Genomic DNA, 20,552 nt, shown 5'->3' with positions numbered 1-20,552 from the left:
TTCCAAGCAGGATTCTTCGATTTAATTCGAATTTCATCCACAAATATGAGGTGCAAAAAAGAAAATGCTCGTCCTAATTGAAGCGAACATTTTCTTTTTTATCGTACTCAATTTTAAACATCTTGGTATCAATATCATTTAATTAATTAAATTTATTGCTTGCGCTTATAACCAAACTTCGCTAACAAAACATCAGCTGCGGCGAGTAATCCGCCCGCAACTTGCCAAGAAGTTGCAGAATCATTCCCCGTTTGCGGGTAACTTTCTTGATTACTCTGCGATTTTTGCTGTGGGTCAGCTGTCAAGCTGGTCATTGGTGGCCGTTGTGTAGTCAATGGCGTCGTCGCCCCAGCATTCTGGAAAATCGGCTTAGGTTGCGTCGCCAATGGCTTAGTCGTGGTTATTGTTTGATTTGGCGGTGTTGTAGCACTTGGTTGATTAAGAGCATCCGTCACTTTAACGATCGCCGTATTTTGATACAACTTTCCGTCAGTTGCTCGATAATAATACGTCACAGAATAATTACCCGTTTTTTGAGTATTAACCTGGCCGGAATAGTATAAACCAACCGAAGCAGGCACATGATCTTGATCACTAACATGCTCAATATTATTCGTATTCACACTAATTTGGTAACCATTTTTATCTGTTAATCCTGAAAAACTAGCTTGTGGTGTCCAGTTACTACCAACTGGTAAATTAATATCCGTCACATGAACAACATAATTGGGCGTACTAGGAGTCGGAGCAGGCGTTGCTGGAACATTATTATTGTTAGTCTCAGAACCACTTGGTGGTGCAGGATTATTATTCGTTCCCGAATTGTTAGGATTACTATCTTTAGCTGTTACTTTGACATTAGAAGTACTTTGATATAACTGACCATTAGAAGCCCGATAGTAGTAAATCACCGTATAATCGCCGGCTTTGGTCGAATCCACTGTTCCCGAATAATATAATCCTACAGTTAGCGGCACATGATCTTGATCACTAACTTGCGAAATCTTGGTCGAATCCACTGTGACGGGTTGACCAACTTCATCAGTAATGCCGGCGAAGGTCGTTTGCGGTGTCCAAATCTGCCCCGTTCCCAACTGCAAACTAAAATTAGTGACATGAACGGTATAGTTATTTTTACCCGCTATTTTGACATGCGCAACACTTTGATATAACTGTCCTTCCACCGAACGGTAATAATAAGTGACAAAGTAATCTCCCGCTTCGTTAACATTGACATTACCAGAATAATAGAGTCCAGCAGTGGTTGGGACATGATCAGCATCAGCGACTTGCTGGATATTATCGGTATCCACCGCAATGGAATGTCCCTCCCTGTCAGTAATACCCGCAAAAGTCGTCTTGGGCGTCCAAACTCGACCGTCACCCACTAGTGAACTAAAGTTCGTCACATGCACTGCATAATTGGGTTTAACATCCTGACCTGCTACTTGAATGTGGGCAATGCTTTGATACAGCTGACCATTGGCAGCGCGATAATAATAAGTGACATAGTAATCGCCTACTTTATCAATGTTCACATTACCGGAATAGTATAATCCTGTCTCAGCAGGCACTTGTTTTTCATCAGCCACTTGTGGAATTTTTTGTGTATCAACAGAAACTGGTTGCCCAGCTGCATCAGTAATACCCGCAAAAGTCGTTTGTGTTGTCCAAACTCGCCCATCACCTAGTTGTACATGAAAATCAGTGACATGAACCGTATAACTTGAAGCTTCTCCTGGTTTATTTGGATTTGTTGGATTAGTGCCTGGATTAGTATCTGGCTGATGATTATCTCCAGGATTCGTGCCCGGCAATTCTCCTGGTTTATTCGGATCTGTTGGATTGGTGCCTGGATTAGTATCTGGCTGATGATTATCTCCAGGATTCGTGCCTGGCAATTCTCCTGGTTTATTCGGATCTGTTGGATTGGTGCCTGGATTAATATCCGGATTTTGACCATCGCTAGGATCCGTTGGAACTTCGCCTGTGTCTGTAGCTTTAGCCTTCACAGTCACCACGGCATCTTGTTGAGCCCAAGTATTTCCTTCACTGTCCACATAAGCATAATGAATCGTATAAGTTCCCGGAGTTGTCACATCGACACTACCAGTAACCTTAATTTGATCCTTATTTAACGGATTACCCTTCTCATCAGTACAATGTTGAAGATCCAAGTTGAGCATTGGATCCCAATAAGCATCCGCACCAGCTGTAATTGTACTTGAATGCGTAATAATTTGCGCTTTACTTGCTTGAACGGTAATCAAAATACTATCCGTCACAGTTTTCGCTGCACCATCAGTATAACTATAATTAATCTGATATTCTCCTGGAGTACTAGGATCGACTTTGCCGTGAGGATAACTTATAACCACTTGACTAGGATCAAGCACTTTACCGTCTGAATCTAATAAACTATTACCATGCTCATCGACTAAACTAGTGATCAAAGCCAAGGACTGTTCATCACTCCATTGCGCATTAGGTTTAGCAATCAAAGTAGTGGCTTGTGCTTTAATCTCTGATACATCGGCGACTACAGTAATCGTCGAATCTGCCGGGACTTGATTGCCAGCCAAATCAGTGTAAACATAATGCACTACATACTTTCCAGGTGTTGTTAGATCTACTTGATCACCAGAAATAGTTAAGCGACTTGGGTCAATAGCGCTCGGTTGCACCAGATTGCCTTGCTCATCCACCAAGTGATCTAATCCAGTTACTGGATCCCAATGGACACTAGTGCCAGCAACTACCGTTTGATCTTTACCAACTAATGCCACTTGACTTAAGACGACATGGACTGTAACTGCTGTTGCTTGATGATTACCATCTTGATCGGTATATTCATAGGTGACAACATAATCGCCTGGTACTTGTGGATTAACTTGATCTGCTCCCGTAACTTGCAGTTGCTCAATATTTAAAGAATTACCATTCTCATCAGTAGCACTAGTCAGATTATCTTGAGCCTTCCAAGAAGCTTGTGGGCCGGCAATAATAGTTGAATCATGCGCCTTGATCTCTATTGGGCTCAAAACTTGGATATCAGCATCAGCTTGGGCTTGATTGCCCGCTAAATCGGTATAAATATAATGAACTTGATAATTGCCTGGTTTTGTAGGATCCACTTCATCCCCATTAATACTCAACCGACTTGTGTCAATATTATCAGGCTGAATGATATTACCATATTCATCAACCAGATGATCTAATCCAGATATTGGTTGCCATTTAGCGTCAGCAGCAGCAACGATTGTCTGATTTTTACCGGTTAAGGCAACTTGAGTGTTAGCGACCTGAACTGTTGCCGAAGCTGTAATATCATTCCCCAAATCATCAGTATAGTGATAAATAACGCTTTGATCACCTGCTTGCGTCACATCAATTGACCCATCAACATGATAATTAGGATTAGTGACTACTTGACCTTGACTATCTGTTACTTGATCAAAGTTATCGGCTGGCTGCCAAGCTGGTGTATTCGGACCAATAATTACTAACGTATTGTGAACCATAATCTTTGAAGCGGGAACAACTGTCACTGTTCCGATAGCTGTTACTGTTTTACCAGCGTGATCAGTGTAGCTATAAACAATTTCATAATTACCCGGTTTCGTCACGTCGACCGGACCATTAGGATAGCTAATTGTTACTTGAGAGGGATCAATTACCTTGCCGTTACTATCCAGTAAACTACTGCCATTTTCATCAACTAATTGGGTGATTAAGGCTAAGGATTGATTATCAGTCCAAGCAGCGTGTTCGTCAGTGCTTTGGGTGATGGTCTGATCTTGCGTTTGCATTTGAGCTTGATCGGCCTTCACAGTGACGGTAGCTGTTGTGGTCACTGTCTTGCCTGCATGATCGGTATAACTGTAGTCAATTTGATATTGTCCGGGCGTGGTTACATCCACATTCCCCTGGGGATAACTAATCGTCACTAAATTAGGATCAATTTTGCCGTCGCGCCCAATTAACGTATTACCACTCTCACTGACAAAACGACTAATTAAAGCCAAAGATTTATTATCATTCCAGCTATTAGCTGGTTGGGAACTTTGCGTTACCGTCGTATTTTGGGCCGTAATGCTAGCAATATCGGGGGCCACCATCACGGTTACTTGGGCGGTCACGGTTTTACCAGCATGATCGGTATAACTATAATTAATTTCATAATAGCCTGGTGTCGTCACATCAACATTATCGACATCAATGTACTGATCACCGTCTTTTTTCTGATAACTAATTGTCACCAAATTAGGATTAATTTTGCCATCACGGCCAATTAATGTATTACCACTCTCACTGACAAAACGACTGATTAAAGCCAAAGATTTATTATCATTCCACGCATTAGTTGCTTTGTTACTTTGCGTCACCGTTGTATCTTGCGCTGTAATATCGGCGATATCGGGCGCGACCATCACAGTGGCTTTGGCGGTTACGGTTTTACCAGCATGATCGGTATAACTATAATTAATTTCATAATAACCCGGTGTCGTCACATCAACATTATCGACATCAATATACTGGTCACCGTCTTTTTTCTGATAACTAATTGTCACTAAATTAGGATTAATCGTCCCATCACGACCAATCAACGTATTACCACTTTCGTTCACCAAGCGATTGATCAAAGCTAATGACTTGGACTTATTCCACGCATTAGTTGCTTGATTACTCTGCGTCACCGTTGTATCTTGCGCTGTAATATCGGCAATATCGGGCGCGACCATCACAGTGGCTTGACTGGTTACCGTCTTACCTGCACCATCGGTATAACTATAATTAATTTCATAATATCCCGGCGTCGTCACATCAACATTATCGACATCAATGTACTGATCACCGTCTTTTTTCTGATAGCTAATTGTCACTAAACCAGGAGCAATCGTCCCATCACGACCGATTAACGTATTACCACTTTCGTTCACCAAGCGATTGATCAAGGCTAACGACTTCGACTTATTCCACGCATTGGCAGCTTGATTACTTTGGGTCACCGTTGTATTTTGAGCTGTGATGTTGGCGATATCAGGGGCTACCATGACCATTGCCTTACTGGTTACCGTCTTGCCCACACCATCAGTATAACTATAATTAATTTCATAATAACCCGGCGTCGTCACATCAACATTATCAACATTGATATACTGATCACCGTCTTTTTTCTGATAACTAATTGTCACTAAACCAGGAGCAATTGTCCCATCACGACCGATTAACGTATTACCACTTTCATTCACCAAACGATTGATCAAGGCTAACGATTTTGAATCATTCCACGCATTAGCAGCTTGATTACTTTGGGTGATCGTCGTATCTTGCGCTGTAATGTCAGCAATATCGGAAGCAACCACCACAGTGGCTTGACTAGTTACCGTCTTACCAGCATTGTCCGTATAACTATAATTAATTTCATAATGACCGGGAGTCGTAACGTCAACTTTTCCATTAGGATAGGTAATTTTCACTTTAGTAGGATCAATTACTTGACCCTTGCTATCTAGTAAGCTATTACCCTTTTCATCAACTAATTGGGTGATGAGGGCCAAGGATTGATCCTCAGTCCAGCTAGCATTAGCCTTAGAGCTTTGTGAGACAGTAGTGCCTTGCGTTGCAAGGTTTGCAACATCTGGATTAACAGTAACTTTGGCTGTAGCTGTCACGGTCTTACCCGCATTGTCAGTGTAGCTATAATTAATCGGGTATTGTCCCGGCGTGGTTACATCAACATCGCCTTGCGGATAACTAATCGTCACTAAGTTCGGATTAATCGTGCCATCGCGACCAATTAACGTATTCCCATTCTCGCTCACAAAATGATTAATCAAAGCTAACGATTTCGAATCATTCCACGCATTGGACGCTTTGTTACTTTGGGTCACCGTTGTGTCTTGTGCCGTAATGTTAGCGATGTCGGGCGCAACCATCACGGTCGCCTTGCTGGTCACCGTCTTACCCACACCGTCGGTATAGCTATAATTAATTTCATAATAACCGGGTGTGGTCACATCAACATTATCGGCATCGGTGTACTGGTCACCGTCTTTTTTCTGATAACTAATTGTTACTAAATTGGGCTTAATCGTGCCGTCACGACCAATTAACGTGTTGCCGCGTTCGTTAACCAAGCGATTAATCAAGGCCAACGACTTCGAATCATTCCATGCATTAGTAGCTTTGTTACTTTGGGTCACCGTAATATCTTGCACTGTCATGTCGGCAATATCCGGGGCCACCATCACTATCGCCTTGCTGGTCGAAGTCTTGCCTGCATGATCGGTATAACTATAATCAATTTCATAATAGCCCGGAGTGGTCACGTCAACATTATTAACAGGCGTGTAATTTTGACCCTCTTTTTTTTGATAACTAATCGTGACTAAATCCGGATCAATCGTGCCGTTGCGACCAATCAACGTACTTCCGTGTTCATCCAAAAAACGATTAATTAAAGCTAATGATTGATTCTTAGTCCAAGCCTTGGCTGGTTGGTTACTTTGGGTGACGGTTGTGCCTTGGGCTTCAATAGCCGAAATATCAGGGACAACTGTTACCTGACAATCAGTCTCCGCTTGATTGCCAACGGAATCAATATAAACATAATGAACGTTATAAACACCTGGATTGTGTGGATCCACATTGTCCCCACTAACTGTTAAATTAGCTGCGTTGAGATCACTTGGTTGAACTTTATTACCAGTTTCATCAGTTAAATAAGCTAACCCCTCAATCGGATTCCAAGTGGTGTTAGGTCCAGCAACTAAAGTCAAATTTTGACCAACTAAGGCGACTTGACTTCTAACTAAATGAATTGTTTCTGGCGACGTAATATCATTACCATATTCATCTGTATAGTGATAATTAACCTTTTGCTCACCAGCTTGCGTAACATCTACTGGCTGATCGGTACTAAATTGTGGGTTGTCAACTTTCTGACCATTACTATCAAAAATTGCATCTAAATTATCGGCTGGCTGCCAAACTGGCGTATTCGGTCCCATAACAATCGTAGAACCATGCGTTACAACTTTAGCAGTGGGTGCACTAACCGTGACCTGCGTTGTTGCCTGATGCTGATGATTATTACCATCCGTATAGGTATAAGTTGTTTCATACAAGCCAGCCGTCGTGACATCAACATTGCCGATCGTCTCAACCTTATCTGCTGGCGTAATTGTAATGCCATTTTCATCTGAGCCCAAATCGTAGCCGTCTGCAGCCTGCCACTGGTCGGTTGCTAATTGACTTTGAGGAATAGTTTGATCAGCTTGAGCCTGTACGTGAGCATAGTTCGGCATCACTTGAACCGTTACTGGTACACTAATCACCTGACCCGAAAGAGCGGTAAATTGATAAGTTAAAGTCACTGTTTTGGTTGGCACACTAAAATCAGTAAAATGGGTCTTATCAGTGCAGGTATCATAATTCATCTCCGGATCATTAACCGCCGCCATTAATTCGTCCCAACCTAAAACTGCTACTTGGTTGTCAGCATCGGCTACTGCTTGACCATCACTATCGATCACATCCGCAAAATCCCATTTACTAGGATATTCGTGATTGGTTTCATTGCCAGCATAAACAGAGCGCTTCTTACCATCGGTTTTTACTGCTGCCTGATCTCGATTAACCACAATATTTCTTGAAAAATTAGTCGTCTTACTGCCGTCGCTAACACTGTACGACACTTTATAACTTTTATTAACGGTTAAATGCTGGGGATCAAACCCCGCATTATCAACCACTTGAATTTGATGGGTCAAATCCCCATTAACACCTGCCGCCAATCCAGCATCAATGTCAATGTTCGTTTGATCCGGATAAACTACTAAATCATGAGCAACATATGGAATTTCTGCTCCGACACTTGCTTGGCTTTTGGACTGAGCAGGTTGCACGTTGACCACCCTCTTCTGATCTCCAGTAGCCTCAATATTATTAGCTGAGTTCCTTGATGAGGACACAGGTTGAGTAGTTGTTGGTAAGTTAGTTGTTACATGATTATTAACTTGTGGAACATCATTTGTAGACTCAGGACTAACCGGAGTACTATCATTAACCACAGCTGCGTCAGTATTAGCCTGACTGCTAGCTGCACTATTTTTTGTCGATGGCGTTGCCGTTGGTCCTGTTGGCTGTGAAGTTGATATCTGCTCTGGACTAGTGGCAGTTGTTTGATCAGTAGCTGCCGCCAGATTCGGATTACTATCCGCTGAATTGAGATCAGTGTCTAGTTTGCTATCTTGAACATCCGCATGAACTGTTTGGCTGGATTTATTAACCCCCATCAAAGCCAAACTAGTTACCGTCATCGTCGCCATAACCCCAATTTTTTTAGGCTTTTTGTTAAGTCCCCTAATATCGTGCTTCATGTAGTTCTCCCCCAAAGAACGCAACCTTAATTATTCCCCAATAATAAAATTGCAAAATTAAAACTGTCTAATCTTTTGTAATCGTAACACACCGATTTTCTGATAGCAATCACTTTTTAGTGAAAAATTATACAATTATAAAAATACTTTTTTGATAGTCTCATTTAAGGTGTGCACCGCAACAATTTGAATGTCTGGATAATCCCCTCGTACTAACTCATTGTTAGCAGGGACATAAATCGTTTGAAAGCCTAACTTTTCGGCTTCCTTGACCCGTTGGTCAATCAGATTAACACGGCGGATTTCGCCCGTGAGGCCAATTTCCCCGACGAAACAAACGTCACTCGCTAAACTCCGATTTTTGCAACAAGAAACAATCGCCATCGCCATCGCCAAATCAATGGCTGGTTCATCTAAACGCACGCCCCCTGTGGCTTTGAGATAGGCATCCTGATTTTGGAGCAAAATATTGGCTCGCTTTTCTAAAACTGCCAAAATCACCGCCACGCGATTATGATCCAAGCCTGTAGTCGTACGTTTGGCATTACCATACAAAGTTGGCGATGTTAACGCCTGAATTTCTACCAAAATAGGCCGTGTCCCTTCCATAGAAACTACCACCGCAGAACCCGTTGCATTATTCAAGCGTTCGGCCAAAAAAATTTCCGATGGATTTTGGACTTCACGTAATCCCGTATTGACCATTTCAAACATGCCAATTTCATTGGTCGAGCCAAAGCGGTTTTTGACCGAACGCAAAATCCGATAATTATGGTGTAAATCGCCTTCAAAGTATAAGACCGTATCTACCATATGTTCTAAAATTTTGGGTCCCGCAATGGCACCGCCTTTAGTCACATGCCCGACAACAAACACAGTAACGCCTTGTTGTTTAGCAATATTCATTAATTCGGCTGTTACTTCTCTGATCTGGGCGACACTGCCAATAGCTGAAGCTAATTCGGGTTCATTCATTGTTTGTACGGAATCAATCACTAAATAATCTGGCTTTTGTTCATTAATTGCATTGCGAATAGCTCCCATGTCCGTTTCTGGATAGAGATATAAGTTGTCACCTTGAATTTGCAAGCGATTAGCGCGTAATTTAATTTGGGCTGCACTTTCTTCGCCGGAAACGTATAAAACTCGGCCCCCCGTTTGCTCCAGTTGTCCGGAAACCTGCAATAATAAGGTCGATTTCCCAATTCCTGGATCACCGCCAATTAACACCAATGACCCCGGCACTACTCCGCCACCTAAAACTCGATCTAATTCCGTCAAGCCTGTTTGCACCCGTTTTTGTTCATCAAAACTGACCTGATTTAATTTAACTGGTTGACTCGTTGTCGAACTAACGCGACTAGGAGTAGCTTTTGTATTAACCGGCCGCTGAACTTCTTCCACTAATTGATTCCAGGCCCCACAATTTGGACACCTTCCTAACATTTGGGGCGCAATATAACCACAGTTTTGACATACATAACGCGTTTTGGCTTTGGCCAATGTACTTCATCTCCTATTATTAATTTCTACTTACCTGAAGAACCAAAGCCGCCTTGCCGCGGTGTTGTACTAATTTGGTCATCAGCTGTCCGTAAATACTTTATAAAAATGCCTTGGCAAATGCGTTCACCCTTTTTAATTAGATAATCAGTTGGATAATAATTTAACATTTGCACAAAAATTTCGCCTTCATTTTTGGCATTATTATAGTAATCTGCATCAATCACCCCGATGGAATTAGGCAACATCAAGCCCCGCTTCAACGGACCACTAGAGCGATTAACTAACAACAACACTTCATCTGCAGGTAAACTGACTTTTAAACCAGTTGGTACTAAAACTGGTTGTAAAACTTTCTGGGCCCACTGAGCCCAGCGAGTAGTTTCTTGATAGCGACTTTGCCGCCAAATCAGTTGGGCCAAGGGATGTTTCCAAATAGAAGGTACAACAAAATCTTCGGCGGCCGCTAAGTCATATCCTGCGGCGGCTGGCGTTTGCCTTTTGGGCAAAATCAAGCCTTGATTTTGGTACCGAGTGACAAATTCAAATTTACGCTCTACCATAACTTTAATTTTCTTCTTTCAATTTTTTCTTATTATGAATAATTTAGATTATACTTAATTTAACCAGACGATACATTAAGGAGTTGAACAACTTTGGCTTTTGAGCACAAGGACCAAGAATTTTTCCAAACCAATCCCCAAGGTGAGACCATGGTACAATTACACTATACGTTATTACCGCACAAACAGGCGATTAGCATTGATCAAATTTTTGTCCAACCAGAATATCGCAACCAAGGTTTAGCCGGAAAAATTTTATTAGCGACGCTTGATTGGGTACAACAACAAAACTTAACAGTTGTACCAGTCTGTCCGTTTGCGCGCCAATTTTTTCAGCGTGAACCCAAGTTTCAATCGTTATTAGCAATCAATTCAGACAAGGGAGATAATACTGATGAATCAAGATGAATTAAAAAAGATGGCGGCTATTAAAGCCGTAGATTTTGTTCAATCAGATATGATTTTAGGTTTAGGTACTGGCTCCACCGCTTTTTATATGGTTGAAGAACTAGCTCGCCGCGTCAAAGAAGAGCATTTACAAGTTGATTGTGTCTCCACTTCTCAAAGGACCTATCAACAAGCCCAAAATCTGGGAATTAAGATGCACCCACTAGCAGACATCGAGCAGGCCGATTTAACTATTGATGGCGCCGACGAAGTCGATGCCCAATTTCAAGGTATCAAAGGTGGCGGTGCCGCTTTAACTTATGAAAAAACCGTAGCAATTAATTCCAAACGCAATTTATGGATCGTTGATCAATCTAAAATGGTGCAACAATTAGGTCAATTTCCACTGCCTTTAGAAGTTAATCCCTTTGGTGCCCAACAATTAATTGCACGTTTAACTCAGGAACAACTTCACCCCCAATTACGGTATGAAAAACCACAACAGTTAGTCAAAACCGATATGAATAACTATATTGTGGACTTACATTTAAACCAGATTGAACATCCGCACTTATTAGCTGACTGGTTAGACCACCAAACCGGAATTATTGAGCATGGTCTTTTCTTAGACTTAGTCAATACCGTGGTCATCGGTCGCCCTGAAGGTCCCCAAGTTATTGACAATATTCGTTAAAGTACTAGTCAAACGTCCAACTTTCCGCTATATTTAGCTTAAGCTTTTTTAATTTAATGGAGGATTTTTTATGACAAAAGCAATCAGTCAAGCTGATTTACAACAATTTCAAGCAGGTTTTGACCAAATGCCCGCGGCACAAGTCATCAAAAACAGTGTTGCCAATAATGGTATTTATCAATCTAGCGAAACTTTACAATCACAAATCGCGATGGATCCGACTTTTTCCATTGATTTAACTACTGGAAAAGTTGCCGATCAAAAACAATCCGGTCTTTGCTGGGTTTTTGCAGCGTTAAATACCTTGCGCCATCCCATGCAAAGCAAATTTAAAATTAAAGACTTTGAGTTATCTCAAGGCTATGTCTTTTTCTGGGACAAACTCGAAAAAGCCAATTATTTCTACGAAAATGTCATTAAAACTGCTGATTTGCCCATTGGTGATCGCAAAGTCGACTTTTTAATGACCACTCCGCAACAAGATGGTGGACAATGGGACATGGTTTGTGCCCTCTTTGAAAAATACGGTGTTGTGCCGAAAAGCGTGATGCCCGATACTGCTAGTCGAACTAATTCTTCAGAGTTAAACAGCGTTTTAAACACTAAATTACGCAAAGATGCTGTTGCTTTACGCCAATGGCTCAAAGACGGTGTTCCCGACGCCACGGTTGAAGAACGTAAAGAAAAGATGTTATCCGAAGTTTACCGGTTATTAGCTTATGCTTTAGGTGAACCACCCGTACAATTTGATTGGTCTTATCGCGATGATGACAATCAATTTCATTGTGAAAAAGCCATTACGCCACAAGAATTTTATAAAAAATATATTGATTTAGATTTACCAGATTATATTTCCACCATTAATGCTCCAACTGACGACAAGCCTTATAATCATGTTTACACTGTCGAATTATTAGGAAATGTCGTCGCTGGCCGCAATGTTCGGCATTTAAACTTAGAATTAGCAGATTTTAAAGCCAGTGCCGTCAAACAACTTCAATCCGGCGAAGCCGTGTGGTTTGGTAGTGATGTCTCCGCCATGTCCGACCGCAAAAAGGGAATTTTAGATACTAAAATCTATAACTTAGCTGACTTATTTAATATCGATTTTTCGATGACTAAAGCGCAACGGTTAGATTATGGCGAAAGCTTAATGAACCACGCCATGGTCTTAACTGGAGTTGACTTAGACGATCAAGGCCAACCAACCAAGTGGAAAGTTGAAAACTCTTGGGGTGAAAAAGTGGGAACTAAAGGATACTTTGTGATGAGTGATGCTTGGTTCGATCAATTTGTTTACCAATTAGTTATCAACAAAAAATACTTGCCACAAAAAGCGCAAGCAGCTTATGATGCTGAATGTGACGATCCAAAAGTTTTGGCACCTTGGGATCCAATGGGTGCTTTAGCTTAAAGTTAAGTACTAACGGTATTCCATAGCGAAGTTCAAACTTTACTTTCAAATTGAATGTCATTCAACACCAACTACTGCCTTGGTAGTAACCAAAAAAGAAAATGTTCGCCTCAAGACGAGCATTTTCTTTTTTTATCCTTATTTTATTGACACTAACTTTGAAATTACCAACCACTGGGTTCGGCACAAAAAGTTATCCACAGCTACTTACTGTTGCTTACGTTGTGATTTGACCTTTTTATAAACTTTGAACTTGCGTTAAGATTTGATCCATAACTTGTGTTGGCAACAATGTGTCCGTTTGCACAACAATGTCTGCTACCTGTTGATAACTTGCTTGTCGTCTTGCCTTTAATTGCCGTAACTGTTGCATATTTTGGGCTAGCGGCCTGGAAGTATCATTTTTAATTCGGTGCCAAATAACAGGAAGGTGTGCATCTAACCAGATAATCGGCGCAGGGGAATGTTTTAAAATTTGCACATTGTCAGTATTTTCCAACGTACCACCACCTAATGCTAACACTCCTGGTTGCGTTAATACTTGTGCTAACGCCTGCTGTTCCAATTTGCGAAAATACGCTTCACCCTCAACAGCAAAAATCGTGTTCACGCTTTGACCACTGGCTTGTTCAATCCACTGATCTAAATCCCAGAGCGGTAATGACAATTGTCGTGCCAACAGTTGCCCCACTGTGGTTTTACCTGTTCCCATAAATCCCGTCAAAATAATATCCATGACTTAAACTCCAATGACTTTATCTAAATCTCGCCAAAACTCAGGATAAGAAATTGCCACACATTGTTCGTTATTTAATGTGAGCGCCGCTGGAACAGTTAATGCCGCAATAGCTAACATCATAGCCAAACGGTGATCACCGTGACTATCCAATTTAACGTTGTGCTGCTGCCACTGCGTTGGACCTTCAATCTGCCAACCATCAGTTCGCGCTTGAATCTTCACACCTAATTTTTGTAATTCTTGAGCCACTGTTTGAATGCGATCAGTTTCTTTGTAATGCAATTCCTGCGCGCCTTCAATCACGCTAGTTCCACGTGCATTGGCCGCTAGTAAAGCTACCAACGGCAACTCATCAATGATGCTAGGAATTTGTGGAGCAGTTAAGTGAATCGCTCTTAAACGACTGGTCCTGATTTCTAAATCACCCCATAATTCCCCGGTCGTCGTTTGGGGACTAATTTGGATTTGGGCACCCATTTGCTGTAGGACTTGCAAAAAGCCACTCCGCGTAGGATTTAACCCCACATGCTTAATTTTTAAATGGGAATTAGGGACTAAGGTCGCCGCCGTTAACCAAAAGGCCGCCGCCGACAGGTCCCCGGGAATGGTTAATTCCTGACCATTGAATTGAGTAGTTGGTAAAACTGTAATCGTCCTTTGATCCGTTGCTGTGACAACTGGTACCCCAAACTGGCGTAACATTACTTCTGTATGATTGCGTGTTGGCAATTTTTCCACAATCGTTGTGGGTTGCGTGGCTTGTAAGGCAGCCAAAATAACCGCACTTTTAACTTGTGCACTCGCCACGGCTAATTTAATTTGCGTACCGCCTAACTTTTGTCCCGTGACGATAACCGGCAAATGTTCGTTAGTGGTCCTAATATTGGCTCCTAACTGCTGCAAGGGAACACTTACCCGAGCCATCGGCCGTTTAGTTAGCGAAGCATCACCCACTAAGGTTAAGCGCCACCAACCGCCTGCCAACAGTCCCATTAATAAGCGCACGGACGTTCCCGAATTATTAAAATTAAGCGTTGTTTGAGTGGGACGCCAAAACTTCAAGGGCCGCCCACTAATTTTAATCGTTGTGTGCCAGCGTTGGATCGGAATTTGAAAGCTTTGTAACACTGCTAATGTCGTCAAACAATCTTGTCCCAAACTTGCTTGGTGTAAAAGCGTCGGGGTCGAAGCTAACGCTCCCAAAATTAACCCCCGATGCGTAATACTCTTATCGCCCGGTAAGGTTAACGTTCCGTGTAAACCTTGCGGTGCATATCGTAAATCTTTCATTCTTTTGATCCTTAATTCTTAAAAATTAATTCCACAGTCAAGTTCGCACTGGAAACTTCTACAACTGTGCAGTCCCTTTAGTTTCAAGCTCAGCTGGTTAATATTCATCCAGTTCTTGACGGTAAGCCGAAACTTGCTCTTGTAAACGTCCCAAGTTGGAACCATCAAAAGTCGTAGTAATTTGTTTGACTAATTCAATGGCCACAACACTTTGAATCACTAACGAGGCGGGGACAATGGCCGTAGTATCTGAGCGCTCAACATTGGCCTTTTGCTCAACTTTCGTATCAATATTCACTGACGGCAAGGCATGATACAGCGTCGGTAATGGCTTCATCGCTGCATTAATAATCAAAGGCATGCCATTAGTCATACCACCTTCAAATCCACCTAAATGATTACTAGAACGCTGCCAGTGCTGATCTTGATAAATGATGGCATCCATTGCTTGGCTGCCCAAATGCTCACTATTCAAAAAGCCAGCGCCAAAACTAACTCCCTTAATTGCGTTGACGCCCATTACACTAGCAGCAATTTGGGCATCAAATTTGCTATCCCAACTAGTATAGCTGCCTAAACCAGCAGGCACGTTTTCCACAATAACTTGCACAACACCGCCTAAAGTATCACCTGCCCGTTTAGTTTGATCAATGAGTTCCTTAATGATCGGTTCTTGTTGATTATTCAAAATTCGTAAATCATTAGTTTGAATTTGCTGTTGAATGGCCTTCACCCCCAAATTCTGAGGATTGCCAACGACCTGCGGTCCAACTTGATAAACATAACCGACTAATTGAATATCTAACTGGTTCAATAATTGCTCACATAAATTGCCAATAGCCACCCGCATTGCGGTTTCGCGCGCTGACGAGCGTTCCAACACATTCCGTAAATCCCGATGACGATACTTCATTCCTCCAACTAAATCAGCATGTCCTGGACGCGGCCGTTTAACTTGCCGCAAGTTAGCCCGCTTGGACGTGGTGGCTAACGGATTCATAACATCTTGCCAATGACTAAAATCACGATTGGTAATTGTGAGGGCAATGGGGGAACCTAAAGTGACTTGTTGGCGGAGACCACCAGTAACTTGCACTTGATCATGCTCAATTTTTTGCCGATTGCCACGACCATAACCACCTTGTCGTTTTGCTAAGGCATTATTAATTTGCTCCAAATCTACTGCCATTCCGGCGGGAAAACCTTCAATAATACCAGTTAATTGCGGGCCATGTGATTCGCCAGCTGTTAAATAAGTAAACATCTTTTAACCTCATTTGTTCATTAATTCATAAAATTGCTTAGCCAATAAAATAAAATTAGTAGCGTTCGCGTTATGCCGATTACTAAATAAAATTACGGCAGTTTTTGCATCATCACTCATCAAAACCACACTATCAAAGCCTTGTTGCACCCCGTGCGCATAAAAATAATGTTGCCGCACATCATGATAAACACCGCCATTATATAGACCATTAGCTGTTGGCGTTCGTAATTTACGTAAATCGCTTTTCGTAATAATTTTACCTTGAATAATCGCTTTTTGCAGCCGATAAAACTCAGCGGGATTCGAGTATAGTTGGCCGGCACCTCGTTCAAAGTGAATTTGTGACCATTGCCAAGTTAACGGTATTTGATAATTCACCGTTTGATCCTTAACTGCATAGGCAGTTACATGGTACGGGTTAGCTAAATAATCCGCTGTCACATTAGTATTGTGCAGCCGCAATGGTTTTTTAAAAAAACGATTAAATAAATGGCTAAAAGATTGATGGTAAACTCGCTGTAAAATTTGTGCCAACAAAATATAATTAACATCACTGTAATGCCACCGATTAATATATTTTTTATCCACTTTGACATGCATCTTTAAATAATGCTGCAGGTGTTGCGTTGTGACATTAGGATTTTCTGGATCCATCACTAATCCCGACTGCATTGTTAATAAATGCCACAAAGTCAAGTTGGCACTATACGGAATTTGGGGAAAATATTTACTTAACGGATCTGATAAATGCAATTTGCCCTGCTCTTGGGCCTTCATTAATAGTGTTGCTGTAATCGCCTTTTCCAATGAAGCTAATTGATACGTTGAGTGCTGTGTCAACGGCTGTTTTTGTTGATAATTACTATATCCTTGTGTTGTGCGGTAATAAGTTTTACCATGCTTAATTAACAAGACACTGCCGCTAAATTCATTTTGTTGCAGTAATTGTTGATAAGCTTGGTACCGCGCTTTAGTAGCCTGCGCTTGAATTGGTTGCACAGCAAATACCAAACTAAAAATAAATAACCAACTCAGTAACACTGGGAAAACAACGAACTTTTTCATAAGACACCTTCAAAATTTAATCTGTCTAATCATATCATTTACCTTTCTGTTAGAAAAGCTCTTCAGTTGTTCGCAATTTTTTCTGTTATAATCAACTATGATTAAAGAGCACTTCAAGTTTTAAAAGCAGCAATTTAGCAGTCAGCTTAAAAGTTACATGAAAAATTAAATCTAAGTTTTACGAGGTAACCAGAAAGAGCACAATAATGTAATATTGACACCTTACCAAAAACTAAACAGTGCTGCTAACAAGCGGCATTAAAAATGCTTTTGGCTGAATCTGTTTTGTGTTAATACTCTAGCTTTTTTTGAGTTTTCCTTGATTATCTTTAGATTAAATAAGGACAAGCGATTAACTATGAAATTTCAGAATACAATTCAGCAAAAGAAAAATTTGCAAAATAAACTATCCATGGGTGGTATTTTAGTTGCTTTAGGTGTGGTTTATGGTGATATTGGTACTTCACCAATGTATACCATGTCGTCTTTAATTCATGGCAATGGTGGTTTGAGTCATATTTCAACAGATTTTATTTTGGGAACCGTTTCGTTAATTTTTTGGACTTTAACTATTATCACGACCACTAAATATGTTTTAATTGCTTTACGAGCTGACAATAATGGCGAAGGTGGTATCTTTGCTTTATACACTTTGGTTCGCAAAAAAGCTAAGTGGTTGATTATTCCAGCAATGATTGGTGGCGCCACTTTTCTGGCTGATGGCATGATGACGCCCGCGGTCACCGTCACAACGGCTATTGAAGGCTTAAAAGGTGTCCAAATTTTGCATCATATTCCCATTACAACGCAAGGAACAGTCATTTTAACCACAATCATTATCTTATCGTGCTTATTTTTTATTCAGCGCTTCGGTACGGAAGCCATTGGTAAAGCTTTTGGACCAATTATGATGCTTTGGTTTACGTGCTTAGGAGTAATCGGCCTGTATCGCTTAGCCGGTGATTGGAGTTTTCTGCGCGCTTTAAATCCCTATTACGCTTTTAAAGTGCTCGTGAGTCCGCAAAATAAAAACGGGCTCTTTATTCTTGGGAGTATTTTTCTGGCAACTACTGGTGCTGAAGCCTTGTATTCGGATATGGGGCACGTCGGCCGCAATAACATTTATGGTAGCTGGCCTTACGTTAAATTGTGCCTCTTAATTAATTACTTGGGCCAAGCGGTTTGGATTAACCAAGTTAAGGGCCAAGCAACTTATCAAAAACTGACCGATCTTAATCCCTTTTTCTTAATGGTTCCGCAACGCTACCGTTTAGCGATGACCTTGTTAGCTACTTTAGCAGCGATTATCGCTTCGCAAGCGTTAATTTCGGGTTCCTTTACGCTGGTTTCGGAAGCCACGAAGTTAAAAATTTTACCTCGTTTACGCATGAATTATCCGACCAATTTCAAAGGTCAATTGTATATTCCGGCTGTGAATAACATTATCTGGGTTATTTGTTCTTTTATTGTTATTTTCTTCCAAACTTCAGCTAAAATGTCCGCCGCTTACGGCTTAGAAATTACCATTACTATGTTGATGACTACTTTATTATTAAACGCCTGGTTATCAACTACCAAAGTTAATCGCTGGTTAACGCGTCTTGTCATTGCCTTTTTCTTAATGATTGAAACGGTCTTTTTAATTACCAATAGCGTCAAGTTCTTACATGGTGGCTATATTACTTTAGGAATTGCGCTTTTATTAATCATCATCATGGTGATCTGGCGGTATGGTGAATTATTGAAAAATGATAATACCTTCCACCGTGAATATGTGTCTTTACTAGCTTATAAAAATCAATTACGCGAATTAAGTCAGGACCAAAGCTTACCCATGTATACCACTAATTTGGTTTATTTAGCCAAAGTTAAAGATGGTTATAAAATCAAAAAAGACATTCTGTATTCTATTTTAGATAAACGGCCTAAACGGGCTCAAGTTTATTGGTTTGTGACCGTGAATGTTACTGATAAACCGTACACGACTGCTTATAGTGTGGACACTTACGGCACTGATTATATGGTCAATGTACAGTTATATTTAGGTTTTCGCATGGAACAAAAAGTTAATTTCTTCTTGCGCCAAATCGTGAACGAAATGATGATTAAAAAAGAACTTCCGCGTCAACCACAACGTTATACTACGATTCCGGATCGTAGTGTGGGGGATTTCTCCTTCGTTTTGATTCGCGAGGTTTTATCACCAGATACACAACTAAACAATTGGAAAAAGAACTTAATCCAAAGTCGTCTCTGGCTTCAAAAATATACCGTGACGCCGGCAATTTGGTACGGTTTATCCTACTCCGATGTGGTCACAGAATACGTTCCTTTAACCTTGGGTCAGGTGCGATCTGACCGGTTACAACTCATTCAACGTGATCCCAAGATTAAATACAATTCGGAAGAGCTGGATGATGAAGACGACGATGAAGATGAATACTAATTAATTGGAATAATAAAAATAGAGGTTAAGATCATTAACACAACGAACCTGCTGGGTGGGGTGAATGATCATTAACCTCTATTTTTTATGCAATAACCTAATTAAGAGTGTTACTTTGTTAAAACTACTTTACTTGTAATCTGCAATTGGGCATCTAATTGGTAAACAATAGGTTCACAATTTCCCACTTCGACGCCATCAATTGCCTGGTCAGAAATCTGTTCCAAATATTTGATTAATGCTCGTAATGTACTGCCATGCGCAACAATCAATTGATTATGCCCCGCTTTTAATTTAGGACCAATCACCTCTTGAAAATATGGTACCGTCCGTTCTAGGGCCATTTTTAAGCTTTCCGCGCGCGGCAAAATGTCTTGCGGCCACCCTTGATACACACGCTGACTAGTATCTACCGCTGGTAACAACGGCGGCACACTATCAAAGCTCCGCCGCCATAAGGCTACCTGTTGCGCACCAAACTTTTGCCGGGTAAAACCTTTATTCAACCCGCGTAGCGCGCCATAATGACGTTCATTTAAGCGCCAAGATTTATTAATCGGGGTCGCTAATGCTGCACATTGCTCCTGAATTAGATAAGCTGTCAAAATCGCTCGTTTTAAGACTGAAGTGTGTACTTGGGCAAAAGTCAATTGATGTTGCTTTAATAATTGACCAGCATGTTGTGCTTGCTGCCTTCCCTTTGCGGTCAAATTCACATCTGACCAACCTGTATACTCATTATGTTCATTAGCCACGCTTTGTCCGTGCCGCACTAAAATCAACTTAACCATTAATCTTCC

The 20,552-nt window shown here is 41.2% G+C and carries 12 protein-coding genes; 4 read left to right on the top strand and 8 right to left on the bottom strand.

Translation table 11 applies throughout. The features are described 5' to 3' along the window. Nucleotides 1-152: 152 nt before the first annotated feature. The 3 genes from AC3B6B_RS02830 to AC3B6B_RS02820 all read right to left on the bottom strand — a co-directional run bounded on the left by AC3B6B_RS02830 (nt 153) and on the right by AC3B6B_RS02820 (nt 10,450). Entirely contained in the window at nt 153-8,384 is an 8,232-nt protein-coding gene (locus AC3B6B_RS02830; RefSeq protein ID WP_489757185.1) for an immunoglobulin-like domain-containing protein, read from the bottom strand. Nucleotides 8,385-8,519: 135 nt separating this feature from the next. Next, a complete protein-coding gene (gene radA, locus AC3B6B_RS02825; RefSeq protein WP_489757184.1) occupies nt 8,520-9,887 on the bottom strand; it encodes a DNA repair protein RadA in 1,368 nt (455 codons plus the stop codon). A gap of 26 nt (nt 9,888-9,913) precedes the next feature. Beyond that, complete coding sequence (locus tag AC3B6B_RS02820; RefSeq protein WP_489757183.1) at nt 9,914-10,450, bottom strand: dCTP deaminase/dUTPase family protein; 537 nt, start codon at nt 10,448-10,450, stop codon at nt 9,914-9,916. Between the two features lie 93 nt (nt 10,451-10,543). Here AC3B6B_RS02820 and AC3B6B_RS02815 point away from each other — a divergent pair, with 93 nt between their 5' ends. From AC3B6B_RS02815 to AC3B6B_RS02805, 3 genes are all read left to right on the top strand, one after another. Beyond that, nucleotides 10,544-10,858, top strand: coding sequence for a GNAT family N-acetyltransferase (locus tag AC3B6B_RS02815; RefSeq protein ID WP_489757182.1), 315 nt, complete (start codon nt 10,544-10,546; stop codon nt 10,856-10,858). Next, the gene (rpiA, locus tag AC3B6B_RS02810) at nt 10,845-11,531 is read left to right on the top strand and encodes a ribose-5-phosphate isomerase RpiA (protein WP_489757181.1); all 687 of its coding nucleotides are present in this window, start codon (nt 10,845-10,847) and stop codon (nt 11,529-11,531) included. The genes AC3B6B_RS02815 and rpiA overlap by 14 nt, the downstream gene beginning before the upstream one ends. Nucleotides 11,532-11,601: 70 nt before the next feature. Next, nucleotides 11,602-12,945, top strand: coding sequence for a C1 family peptidase (locus AC3B6B_RS02805; protein WP_489757180.1), 1,344 nt, complete (start codon nt 11,602-11,604; stop codon nt 12,943-12,945). A gap of 238 nt (nt 12,946-13,183) precedes the next feature. Here AC3B6B_RS02805 and AC3B6B_RS02800 read toward each other — a convergent pair whose 3' ends face one another. From AC3B6B_RS02800 to AC3B6B_RS02785, 4 genes are all read right to left on the bottom strand, one after another. Beyond that, nucleotides 13,184-13,681 carry a shikimate kinase gene (locus tag AC3B6B_RS02800; RefSeq protein ID WP_489757179.1) on the bottom strand — a complete coding sequence of 166 codons (498 nt, stop codon included), beginning with the start codon at nt 13,679-13,681 and terminating at the stop codon, nt 13,184-13,186. Nucleotides 13,682-13,684: 3 nt separating this feature from the next. Next, complete coding sequence (gene aroA, locus AC3B6B_RS02795) at nt 13,685-14,974, bottom strand: 3-phosphoshikimate 1-carboxyvinyltransferase (RefSeq protein ID WP_489757178.1); 1,290 nt, start codon at nt 14,972-14,974, stop codon at nt 13,685-13,687. A 97-nt stretch (nt 14,975-15,071) separates the two neighbouring features. After that, nucleotides 15,072-16,238: a chorismate synthase gene (gene aroC / locus AC3B6B_RS02790; protein ID WP_489757177.1), complete on the bottom strand. Its 1,167-nt coding sequence runs from the start codon at nt 16,236-16,238 to the stop codon at nt 15,072-15,074. Between the two features lie 9 nt (nt 16,239-16,247). Beyond that, nucleotides 16,248-17,306, bottom strand: coding sequence for a serine hydrolase domain-containing protein (locus tag AC3B6B_RS02785; protein WP_489757176.1), 1,059 nt, complete (start codon nt 17,304-17,306; stop codon nt 16,248-16,250). Nucleotides 17,307-17,664: 358 nt separating this feature from the next. Between AC3B6B_RS02785 and AC3B6B_RS02780 the strand changes: the two genes are divergently transcribed. Beyond that, complete coding sequence (locus AC3B6B_RS02780; protein WP_489757175.1) at nt 17,665-19,752, top strand: KUP/HAK/KT family potassium transporter; 2,088 nt, start codon at nt 17,665-17,667, stop codon at nt 19,750-19,752. 110 nt (nt 19,753-19,862) lie between these two features. Here the strand turns inward: AC3B6B_RS02780 and AC3B6B_RS02775 are convergent, their stop codons facing one another. Continuing rightward, nucleotides 19,863-20,543: a 2,3-bisphosphoglycerate-dependent phosphoglycerate mutase gene (locus AC3B6B_RS02775; protein ID WP_489757174.1), complete on the bottom strand. Its 681-nt coding sequence runs from the start codon at nt 20,541-20,543 to the stop codon at nt 19,863-19,865. Nucleotides 20,544-20,552: the final 9 nt, after the last annotated feature.

It is taken from the genome of Bombilactobacillus sp. ESL1197 (genome assembly GCF_058107145.1).
This window is presented reverse-complemented; position numbering and strand designations above follow the sequence as displayed.